This window comes from Enterobacter sp. P82 (genome assembly GCF_037053385.1).
Lineage (GTDB): Bacteria > Pseudomonadota > Gammaproteobacteria > Enterobacterales > Enterobacteriaceae > Enterobacter.
In genome coordinates, this window is sequence record NZ_JBALHX010000006.1 from 157,774 (window position 1) to 168,304 (window position 10,531).

The window sequence follows — 10,531 nt, forward strand, 5'->3', positions numbered from 1 at the left end:
TGCCACTTTTTCCCTTCCCTGTGGTCTACTTACCACGCTTGTAGTCGTTTCATTGAACGATCCCCTGAGCGTATGTCTAATCTGTCCACTTTTTATATTGAAGTGGGCGGCGGTACTGTCCCTTTTTCCGGGTAGATTGCATGAAATACATTAAATCGATGGCGCAACAAAAGCTGTGCTTTTTGCTGGCGTTGTACATCGGCCTGTTTATGAATGGCGCAGTGTTTTTCCGTCGGTTCGACGGATACGCGCAAGATTTTACCGTCTGGAAAGGAATTGCAGCGGTTGTCGAATTGGTCGCTGCTGTACTGGTTACCTTCTTTTTATTCCGTATTCTTACGCTATTTGGCCGTCGTGTCTGGCGAGTGCTGGCGACGTTTATCGTGCTGTGCTCGGCAGGGGCCAGCTATTACATGACCTTTATGAACGTTGTCATCGGCTACGGTATTATCGCCTCGGTGATGACCACGGACATCGATCTCTCTAAAGAAGTGGTTGGGCTGCATTTTGTACTCTGGCTGGTGGCCGTGAGTGCCTTGCCGCTGCTCCTTATCTGGAGCAACCGTTGCCGGTATACGCTGGTTCACCAGATCCGCACACCTGGAAAACGTTTCAGAAGCGTTGCGATAGTTCTGCTGGCCGGTCTGATGGTCTGGGGTCCCATTCGTCTGCTGGAAGTGAAGCAGAAATATGATGAGCGTACCTCTGGCGTGGATCTGCCAAGCTACGGCGGTGTGGTCGCTAACTCTTATTTGCCGTCTAACTGGATCTCCGCGCTGGGGCTGTACGCATGGGCGCAGGTGGATGAGTCTTCTGATAATAAATCGTTGATTAACCCGGCGAAGAAATTCACTTATGTCGCGCCAAAAGATATCGACGATACCTATGTCGTCTTTATTATCGGGGAAACCACGCGCTGGGATCATATGGGTATTCTTGGCTATGACCGCGATACCACACCTAAAATGGCGCAGGAGAAAAACCTGATTGCCTATCGTGGTTATTCCTGTGACACCGCCACCAAGCTCTCCTTGCGCTGCATGTTTGTACGCGAGGGTGGGGCGAGCGATAACCCACAACGTACCCTGAAAGAGCAAAATGTCTTCTCGGTGCTGCATCAGCTTGGGTTTACGTCAGACCTCTATGCGATGCAGAGCGAAATGTGGTTCTACAGCAACACCATGGCGCAGAACATTTCTTATCGCGAGCAGATTGGTGCGGAGGCGCGTAACCGTGGTAAGCCTGTCGATGACATGCTGCTGATTGATGAGATGAAACTGTCTCTGAACGGAAATCCCGATGGTAAACATATGATCATCTTGCACACCAAAGGGTCGCACTTTAACTACACCCAGCGCTACCCGCGTAACTTTGCCAAATGGACGCCGGAGTGCGTCGGTGTGGATAAAGACTGTTCTAAAGCGCAGCTGATAAACTCTTACGACAACTCAGTGACGTATGTGGATCACTTTATTGATTCGGTGATTGACCAGGTCCGTGATAAGAAAGCGATTGTCTTCTATGCCGCGGACCACGGTGAATCCATCAATGAATTCGAGCACCTGCACGGTACGCCACGTAAGATGGCTCCGCCGGAGCAGTTCCGCGTGCCAATGATTGTGTGGATGTCTGACAAGTATCTGGAAGATCCGGAGAAAGCGAAGATGTTTGCTCAACTGAAGAAAGAGGCTGATATGAAGGTGCCGCGTCGTCATGTTGAGCTGTATGACACCATTTTAGGTTGCCTGGGTTACATCTCACCAGATGGCGGTATTAACGAAAATAACAACTGGTGCAAACTCCCTGACCGCACCTCCAAAGCCGCGCAGTAGCTCGCCTGGCGAGAATATCGCCAGTTGAATGGCTTTTTGAAAATAAGGGATTGACGGGGGCGCACCTCAGCAGTAAGATGCGCTCCGCATTCGGCGAGTAGCGCAGCTTGGTAGCGCAACTGGTTTGGGACCAGTGGGTCGGAGGTTCGAATCCTCTCTCGCCGACCACATTCTAAAAAGGGCTAACCGCAAGGTTAGCCCTTTTTGCATTATGGCCTTAACCAGTCAGATTCCCCAAAACGCCTCTTATCCCTGCTTCTCCCTGTCTGTTAACGATTTTGTGACATAATCCATTGTATTTTTTTATATATAGATTGATCTTTTTTCGCGTTGCTTATGGATAACATCAGCATTTTTCGCTGTGCGTTTTAACGTTCGTGGAATTTAGTGCTCAGATAATCACCATTTTGTAAGAAAATTTACCCAATCTGAATAAAAGTTAATCACTGGTTGTTGCAAAATATGAAGATATTTGTGCTGCAAGATAGCGAGTAGCATAAATTTCCCTGCTGAAAACTGGCATGCATAGTTTTTTTAATCTTTGTTTGCGGTTTCTCACACTCAGCGTAAATCCCCGCCACCTGTATTGACGTTTTCACATTCTGTTGACAGATTGTAGGGCATGAGGGGCATTTCAGGGACGATCTGCGCTGCAACTCAAACGCTCTTCTGAAAGGATTCTCCATCCCTTTAACGCCTTAGGGCATCACCGACCGGACCGGGTAAAAAATAAATAAAGGTCAGGCGGCGTAACACAACAAAGCAAAACATCACATTGGAGCAGAATAATGAGTATTTCCTTGAAGAAGTCAGGGATGCTGAAGCTTGGTTTGAGCCTGGTGGCGATGACCGTGGCAGCAAGCGTACAGGCAAAAACCCTGGTTTACTGTTCTGAAGGCTCGCCGGAAGGCTTTAACCCACAGCTCTTTACCTCTGGTACGACGTACGACGCAAGCTCTGTACCGATCTATAACCGTCTGGTTGAATTCAAAACCGGTACCACGGAAGTTATTCCTGGTCTGGCTGAGAAGTGGGACGTCAGCGAAGACGGTAAAACCTATACCTTCCACCTGCGCCAGGGCGTGAAGTGGCAGGACAGCAAAGAATTCAAACCCACGCGCGACTTCAACGCCGATGACGTGGTGTTCTCCTTTGACCGTCAGAAAAACGCTCAGAACCCGTACCACAAAGTGTCTGGCGGCAGCTATGAATACTTCGAAGGGATGGGTCTGCCAGATCTGATCTCTGAAGTGAAAAAAGTTGACGATAAAACCGTGCAGTTTGTGCTGACTCGCCCGGAAGCGCCATTCCTGGCTGACCTGGCGATGGACTTCGCGTCTATTCTGTCTAAAGAATATGCAGATAACATGCTGAAAGCCGGTACGCCGGAAAAAGTGGACCTGGATCCAATCGGTACCGGCCCATTCCAGCTGCTTCAGTACCAGAAAGATTCTCGCATTCTGTACAAAGCGTTCCCGGGCTACTGGGGTACGAAACCTCAGATCGACCGTCTGGTGTTCTCCATCACGCCTGATGCGTCTGTGCGTTATGCAAAACTGCAGAAAAACGAATGTCAGGTTATGCCATACCCGAACCCGGCTGATATCGCTCGCATGAAGCAGGATAAGAATATCAACCTGCTGGAGCAGGCTGGGCTGAACGTAGGCTATCTCTCCTTTAACACCGAGAAGAAACCGTTTGATGACGTGAAAGTGCGTCAGGCGTTGACTTACGCGGTAAACAAAGAAGCGATCATCAAAGCGGTTTATCAGGGCGCGGGCGTTGCAGCCAAGAACCTGATCCCACCAACCATGTGGGGCTATAACGACGACGTTAAAGACTACACCTACGATCCTGAGAAAGCGAAAGCGCTGCTGAAAGAAGCAGGCCAGGATAAAGGTTTTACCGTTGAACTATGGGCGATGCCAGTACAGCGTCCGTACAACCCGAACGCACGCCGTATGGCGGAAATGGTTCAGGCTGACTGGGCTAAGATTGGCGTACAGGCCAAGATTGTGACCTACGAGTGGGGCGAGTATCTGAAGCGCGCCAAAGCGGGTGAGCACCAGGCGGTAATGATGGGCTGGACCGGTGACAACGGGGATCCGGACAACTTCTTCGCCACCCTGTTCAGCTGTGCGGCGGCAAAAGATGGCTCCAACTACTCTCGCTGGTGCTACAAGCCGTTTGAAGATCTGATTCAGCCGGCGCGTGCGACCGACGATCACAACAAACGTATCGAACTGTACAAGCAAGCTCAGGTTGTTATGCACGATCAGGCTCCGGCGCTGATTGTTGCTCACTCCACCGTGTATGAGCCAGTGCGTAAAGAAGTGAAGGGTTACGTGGTTGATCCACTGGGCAAACACCACTTCGAAAACGTATCGGTTGAATAATAAGTAGGGTGTTCTCCCTCTCCCACAGGGAGAGGGCAGGGGTGAGGGACGTGCATGCATCCCCTCACCCTAACCCTCTCCTGAAGGGAGAGGGTATTTACATTTGTGAGCAATACAGACGTCACGCCATTGGTCGTGCGTCATCAGAGAGAATCCGGGTTATGTTGCAGTTCATCCTCCGACGTCTGGGACTTGTTATCCCCACGTTTATCGGTATCACCCTTCTCACTTTTGCCTTCGTCCATATGATCCCCGGTGACCCGGTGATGATTATGGCGGGCGAGCGTGGTATTTCCCCTGAGCGCCATGCACAGTTGCTGGCTGAGCTTGGTCTGAACAAGCCGCTGTGGCAGCAGTACCTCAACTATATCTGGGGCGTGTTGCACGGTGATTTGGGTATTTCGCTGAAAAGCCGCCTTCCGGTGTGGGACGAGTTCGTGCCACGTTTCAAAGCGACACTCGAACTTGGTGTCTGCGCCATGATTTTCGCCACTGCGGTGGGTATTCCTGTTGGGGTCCTGGCTGCGGTTAAACGTGGCTCCATTTTTGACCATACTGCCGTAGGCCTGGCGCTGACCGGCTACTCCATGCCTATCTTCTGGTGGGGCATGATGCTGATTATGCTGGTATCGGTGCAGCTTAACCTGACGCCGGTCTCCGGGCGCGTCAGCGATATGGTCTTCCTCGATGATTCCAACCCGTTGACCGGCTTTATGCTGATTGATACGGCTATCTGGGGCGAAGAGGGCAACTTCATTGATGCTGTCGCGCACATGATCCTGCCTGCAATGGTGCTCGGTACTATTCCTCTGGCGGTGATTGTGCGTATGACCCGTTCATCCATGCTGGAAGTACTGGGTGAGGATTATATCCGTACCGCGCGTGCCAAAGGCCTGACGCGTATGCGTGTCATCATCGTTCATGCGCTGCGTAACGCCATGCTGCCGGTGGTGACTGTTATCGGCCTGCAGGTGGGTACGCTGCTGGCAGGTGCGATCCTGACCGAAACCATCTTCTCCTGGCCGGGCCTGGGGCGTTGGCTGATTGACGCGCTGCAACGCCGTGACTATCCGGTCGTGCAGGGCGGTGTGCTGCTGGTTGCGACGATGATTATCCTCGTTAACCTGCTGGTCGATTTGCTGTACGGCGTGGTGAACCCGCGTATTCGTCATAAGAAGTAAGGGGCCATCATGTCACACGTTTCTGAAAATAAAGTAGTTGCTGCACCGGTTCCAATGACGCCGCTGCAGGAATTCTGGCACTACTTCAAGCGCAACAAAGGCGCGGTGGTGGGGCTGGTCTATGTCTCTATCATGATCCTGATTGCGGTGTTTGCGAACGTCCTGGCACCGTATAACCCGGCGGATCAGTTCCGTGATGCCCTGCTGGCACCTCCTGCGTGGCAGGACGGTGGTAGCCTGGCGCACCTGTTAGGTACTGATGATGTGGGTCGCGACGTGTTGTCGCGTCTGATGTACGGTGCACGTTTGTCGCTGCTGGTTGGCTGCCTGGTGGTGGTGCTGTCCCTGATCATGGGGATAGTACTGGGTCTGGTTGCCGGTTACTTTGGTGGTATCGTTGATAACATCATCATGCGTATCGTCGATATTATGCTGGCTCTGCCAAGCCTGCTGCTGGCACTGGTGCTGGTGGCGATCTTCGGTCCGTCGATTGGTAACGCTGCGCTTGCATTGACCTTCGTGGCGCTTCCTCACTATGTGCGTTTAACGCGTGCGGCGGTGCTGGTGGAAGTGCATCGCGACTACGTTACCGCTTCTCGCGTGGCGGGTGCAGGCGCGATGCGTCAGATGTTCGTTAATATCTTCCCTAACTGCCTTGCGCCGCTGATTGTTCAGGCGTCGCTCGGTTTCTCTAACGCCATTCTTGATATGGCCGCTCTTGGCTTCCTGGGCATGGGTGCGCAGCCGCCAACACCGGAGTGGGGCACTATGCTCTCCGACGTGTTGCAGTTCGCACAAAGCGCCTGGTGGGTTGTCACCTTCCCGGGTCTGGCAATCCTGCTGACGGTGCTGGCATTTAACCTGATGGGTGATGGTCTGCGTGATGCACTTGATCCCAAACTGAAGCAGTAAGAGGCACGAGATGGCGTTATTAAATGTAGATAAATTATCGGTGCACTTCGGCGACGAAGGTACCCCGTTTCGCGCCGTGGACCGTATCAGCTACAGCGTAAATCAGGGCGAAGTGGTTGGCATCGTAGGGGAGTCAGGTTCTGGTAAGTCGGTAAGCTCGCTGGCAATTATGGGGCTGATTGATTACCCGGGCCGCGTAATGGCGGAAAACCTGCAGTTCAACGGTCAGGATCTGAAGCGCATTTCCGAAAAACAGCGCCGCCAGTTGGTGGGCGCGGAAGTGGCGATGATTTTCCAGGACCCAATGACCAGCCTGAACCCGTGCTATACCGTCGGTTTCCAGATTATGGAAGCGATTAAGGTGCATCAGGGTGGGAATAAGAAAACCCGTCGTCAGCGCGCAATCGATCTGCTGAATCAGGTCGGTATTCCTGACCCGGCATCGCGTCTGGACGTTTACCCGCACCAGCTTTCAGGCGGGATGAGCCAGCGCGTGATGATTGCGATGGCGATTGCCTGTCGGCCAAAACTGCTGATTGCGGATGAACCGACGACGGCGCTGGATGTAACCATTCAGGCGCAAATCATTGAGCTACTGCTGGAACTGCAGCAGAAAGAGAATATGGCACTGGTGCTGATTACGCACGACCTGGCGCTGGTGGCCGAAGCGGCGCACAAAATCATCGTGATGTATGCAGGCCAGGTGGTGGAGACCGGAAGTTCGCACGATATCTTCCGCGCGCCGCGTCATCCGTATACGCAGGCTCTGCTACGTGCACTGCCGGAATTTGCCCAGGACAAAGCGCGGCTGGCGTCACTGCCGGGCGTCGTGCCGGGTAAATACGACCGACCACAGGGCTGTCTGCTGAATCCGCGTTGTCCGTATGCGACGGATAAATGCCGGGCAGAAGAGCCAGAGCTGAATCAGCTTGCTGACGGTCGTCAGTCGAAATGCCACTACCCACTCGATGATGCCGGGAGGCCAACACTATGAGTACGCAACAGGCCACCACGCAACAACCGCTGTTGCAGGCTATCGACCTGAAAAAACACTACCCGGTGAAAAAGGGGTTGTTTGCCCCTGAGCGCCTGGTGAAAGCGCTGGATGGCGTCTCCTTTACCCTCGAACGCGGTAAAACGCTGGCGGTGGTCGGGGAGTCGGGCTGCGGTAAATCGACGCTGGGCCGTCTGCTGACGATGATTGAAACGCCAACCGGCGGTGAGCTTTACTATCAGGGGCAAGATCTGCTCAAGCATGATCCGCAGGCACAGAAACTGCGTCGCCAGAAAATCCAGATTGTGTTCCAGAACCCGTACGGTTCATTGAACCCGCGCAAGAAAGTAGGGCAGATTCTGGAAGAGCCACTGCTGATTAACAGTAATCTCAGCAAGGAGCAGCGTCGGGAAAAAGCGCTGGCGATGATGGCAAAAGTCGGCCTGAAAACCGAGCATTACGATCGCTACCCGCATATGTTCTCTGGCGGTCAGCGTCAGCGTATCGCTATCGCACGTGGTCTGATGCTCGACCCGGATGTGGTGATTGCCGATGAACCGGTTTCGGCACTCGATGTTTCCGTCCGCGCGCAGGTGCTGAACCTGATGATGGACTTGCAGCAGGAGCTTGGGCTCTCTTACGTGTTCATCTCGCACGACCTTTCAGTGGTGGAGCACATTGCTGATGAAGTGATGGTGATGTATCTGGGGCGTTGCGTGGAGAAGGGGACGAAAGATCAGATCTTTAATAATCCTCGTCACCCATATACCCAGGCGCTGCTGTCCGCGACGCCGCGTCTGAACCCGGATGAACGTCGTGAGCGCATTAAGCTGACGGGCGAGTTGCCAAGCCCGCTGAATCCGCCTCCGGGGTGTGCATTCAACGCCCGCTGCAGTCGTCGCTTCGGTCCTTGCACCCAGCTCCAGCCACAGCTGAAGGATTATGGTGGTCAACTGGTCGCCTGCTTTGCAGTCGATCAGGATGAAAATGGCGAAAAGCCACATGCTTAAAACAAAAAACCGGCTTTCAGCCGGTTTTTTTATCTCTGCTTTATTATTTCCGTAAGCGAATCTGGTCGACAGCGTGCTTCTCGCTCTTGGTGAGGATTAAGCTCGCGCGCTCACGCGTTGGCAAGATGTTCTCTTTCAGGTTCACGTAGTTGATCTCATTCCACAACCCTCTTGCCACATTAACCGCTTCTTCTTCAGAAAGCTGGGCGTAGTGATGGAAATAGGAGTCCGGATCAGTGAATGCCCCCTCACGGAACTTCAGGAAGCGGTTGATATACCAGTTCTGGAGTAAATCTTCCGGCGCATCAACATAAATAGAGAAATCGACAAAATCGGAGACAAACACATGATGCGGGTCGTGAGGATAGTCCATTCCACTTTGCAGAACGTTCAGCCCTTCCAGAATCAGGATATCCGGCTGGACCACCGTTTTATCTCCGTCCGGGATGCGATCGTAGATCAGGTGTGAATAGACCGGCGCAGTCACGTGAGGCACACCCGATTTCAGGTCAGAGACAAATTTCACCAGACGGTGCATATCATAAGAGAGCGGGAAGCCCTTCTTCTTCATCAGCCCGCGTTCTTTTAGTACTTCGTTCGGATGCAGGAAGCCATCGGTGGTAATCAACTCCACACTACGGTGTTCCGGCCAGCGGCTCAGCAGCGCCTGCAGGACACGCGCGGTGGTACTTTTACCCACGGCCACGCTGCCTGCAATACTAATGATATAAGGAATGCGTTGACCATTCGTCCCGAGGAACTGCTCCAGCACCGCCTGACGGCGCAGGTTGGAGCTTATATAGAAGTTAAGCAAGCGAGAGAGGGGGAGATAAATTTCCGCGACCTCTTCCAGGGACAGGTCTTCGTTTATCCCTTTTAACCGTGCGATTTCACCTTCCGTCAGCGTCATAGGGACGGAATCACGCAGGGCAGCCCATTGGCTGCGGTTAAAATGAAGATAAGGTGTCATTAACGATTGCTCTTTTTTGCTCATAAGCATGCTTCAGTGAGCCAGCACAATACTGCCGGATCATGGCTCATCACACAGTTAATTTTGGACAATGGGCAGGAGGTTAACACCAGATGACAGGAATAATAAGAAAAAAGATGGAAAGCGCTGCGTTACGCGTAAGCCGTCACGCTACGGTGTATACCGTGCAAATCAGCGTGATATGTTGAATATTTGACCTCGAATGACTACTTTTACAGCGTTCAGTGCGCTGTTCGCATAAAATGTGAGCGAAAGAACGTTTTATGCAAATTTTTAGTTGCATGACTGCGCAGGGATCCATAGAATGCGCGCTACTTGATGCCGACTTAGCTCAGTAGGTAGAGCAACTGACTTGTAATCAGTAGGTCACCAGTTCGATTCCGGTAGTCGGCACCATCAAGTCCGGTGGGGTTCCCGAGCGGCCAAAGGGAGCAGACTGTAAATCTGCCGTCACAGACTTCGAAGGTTCGAATCCTTCCCCCACCACCACTTTCTGGCAGCGTTAATGCCGCCGGAGCTGGTTGGAAAAATTAACCAGCTCAAACTTAAAAAGAGAGAAATCTCTTTTTTTGTTACAGAAAGAACTGGGTAGCCGAGTTTCAGGATGCGGGCATCGTATAATGGCTATTACCTCAGCCTTCCAAGCTGATGATGCGGGTTCGATTCCCGCTGCCCGCTCCAATACGTGCTGATATGGCTCAGTTGGTAGAGCGCACCCTTGGTAAGGGTGAGGTCCCCAGTTCGACTCTGGGTATCAGCACCACTTCACTTCTCCTTCCCGTTTCTCTCTGTTTCAATTTTACTGTATTCAACAATTCAGGCATTTCGCCTGGTTGATGTGGTGATATCACCGATTTATCCGTGTCTTAGAGGGACAATCGATGTCTAAAGAAAAGTTTGAACGTACAAAACCGCACGTTAACGTCGGTACTATCGGCCACGTTGACCATGGTAAAACAACGCTGACCGCTGCAATCACTACCGTTCTGGCAAAAACCTACGGTGGTTCTGCTCGTGCATTCGACCAGATCGATAACGCACCAGAAGAAAAAGCTCGTGGTATCACCATCAACACTTCTCACGTTGAATACGACACCCCGACTCGCCACTACGCACACGTAGACTGCCCAGGCCACGCCGACTATGTTAAAAACATGATCACCGGTGCTGCGCAGATGGACGGCGCGATCCTGGTTGTTGCTGCGACTGACGGCC

8 protein-coding genes and 5 tRNA genes are annotated in these 10,531 nt (G+C 52.5%); 12 read left to right on the forward strand and 1 reads right to left on the reverse strand.

The window, feature by feature from the left end; all coding sequences use genetic code 11:
- Positions 1–140 precede the first annotated feature (140 nt).
- From eptB to dppF, 7 genes are all read left to right on the forward strand, one after another.
- Entirely contained in the window at positions 141–1,832 is a 1,692-nt protein-coding gene (gene eptB, locus WB237_RS20660; RefSeq protein ID WP_336215977.1) for a kdo(2)-lipid A phosphoethanolamine 7''-transferase, read from the forward strand.
- 91 nt (positions 1,833–1,923) lie between these two features.
- Positions 1,924–2,000 (forward strand) — tRNA-Pro (locus WB237_RS20665).
- A 620-nt stretch (positions 2,001–2,620) separates the two neighbouring features.
- Positions 2,621–4,228 (forward strand): dipeptide ABC transporter periplasmic-binding protein DppA, encoded by a 1,608-nt coding sequence (gene dppA, locus WB237_RS20670; protein WP_336215979.1) that lies wholly within the window; start codon positions 2,621–2,623, stop codon positions 4,226–4,228.
- Positions 4,229–4,389: 161 nt separating this feature from the next.
- Positions 4,390–5,409, forward strand: a complete 1,020-nt coding sequence (dppB, locus tag WB237_RS20675; RefSeq protein ID WP_028018275.1) for a dipeptide ABC transporter permease DppB — start codon at positions 4,390–4,392, stop codon at positions 5,407–5,409.
- A 9-nt stretch (positions 5,410–5,418) separates the two neighbouring features.
- Positions 5,419–6,321 carry a dipeptide ABC transporter permease DppC gene (gene dppC / locus WB237_RS20680; protein ID WP_336215982.1) on the forward strand — a complete coding sequence of 301 codons (903 nt, stop codon included), beginning with the start codon at positions 5,419–5,421 and terminating at the stop codon, positions 6,319–6,321.
- A 10-nt stretch (positions 6,322–6,331) separates the two neighbouring features.
- A complete protein-coding gene (dppD, locus tag WB237_RS20685) occupies positions 6,332–7,315 on the forward strand; it encodes a dipeptide ABC transporter ATP-binding protein (RefSeq protein WP_013094994.1) in 984 nt (327 codons plus the stop codon).
- Entirely contained in the window at positions 7,312–8,325 is a 1,014-nt protein-coding gene (dppF, locus tag WB237_RS20690) for a dipeptide ABC transporter ATP-binding subunit DppF (protein ID WP_114978901.1), read from the forward strand. Before dppD ends, dppF begins: the two co-directional genes overlap by 4 nt.
- 43 nt (positions 8,326–8,368) lie before the next feature.
- Here the strand turns inward: dppF and coaA are convergent, their stop codons facing one another.
- Complete coding sequence (coaA, locus tag WB237_RS20695) at positions 8,369–9,319, reverse strand: type I pantothenate kinase (RefSeq protein WP_028018278.1); 951 nt, start codon at positions 9,317–9,319, stop codon at positions 8,369–8,371.
- 317 nt (positions 9,320–9,636) lie between these two features.
- On the opposite strand from coaA, the gene WB237_RS20700 reads away from it, so the two are divergent.
- The 5 genes from WB237_RS20700 to WB237_RS20720 all read left to right on the forward strand — a co-directional run.
- Positions 9,637–9,712, forward strand: a tRNA-Thr gene (locus WB237_RS20700).
- Positions 9,713–9,720: 8 nt separating this feature from the next.
- A tRNA-Tyr gene (locus tag WB237_RS20705) sits at positions 9,721–9,805 on the forward strand.
- Between the two features lie 117 nt (positions 9,806–9,922).
- Positions 9,923–9,997 (forward strand) — tRNA-Gly (locus tag WB237_RS20710).
- Between the two features lie 6 nt (positions 9,998–10,003).
- Positions 10,004–10,079, forward strand: a tRNA-Thr gene (locus WB237_RS20715).
- 118 nt (positions 10,080–10,197) lie between these two features.
- Positions 10,198–10,531: GTP-binding protein (locus tag WB237_RS20720; RefSeq protein WP_227647127.1), on the forward strand; the 334-nt coding region annotated here is incomplete at its 3' end.

Excerpts from the sequence above, each read along its gene's own strand:
- coaA (WP_028018278.1), bottom strand. The coding sequence starts at position 9,319 with ATGAGCAAAAAAGAGCAATCGTTAATGACACCTTATCTTCATTTTAAC.
- dppD (WP_013094994.1), top strand. The coding sequence starts at position 6,332 with ATGGCGTTATTAAATGTAGATAAATTATCGGTGCACTTCGGCGACGAA.
- dppA (WP_336215979.1), top strand. The coding sequence starts at position 2,621 with ATGAGTATTTCCTTGAAGAAGTCAGGGATGCTGAAGCTTGGTTTGAGC.
- eptB (WP_336215977.1), top strand. The coding sequence starts at position 141 with ATGAAATACATTAAATCGATGGCGCAACAAAAGCTGTGCTTTTTGCTG.
- dppF (WP_114978901.1), top strand. The coding sequence starts at position 7,312 with ATGAGTACGCAACAGGCCACCACGCAACAACCGCTGTTGCAGGCTATC.
- dppC (WP_336215982.1), top strand. The coding sequence starts at position 5,419 with ATGTCACACGTTTCTGAAAATAAAGTAGTTGCTGCACCGGTTCCAATG.
- dppB (WP_028018275.1), top strand. The coding sequence starts at position 4,390 with ATGTTGCAGTTCATCCTCCGACGTCTGGGACTTGTTATCCCCACGTTT.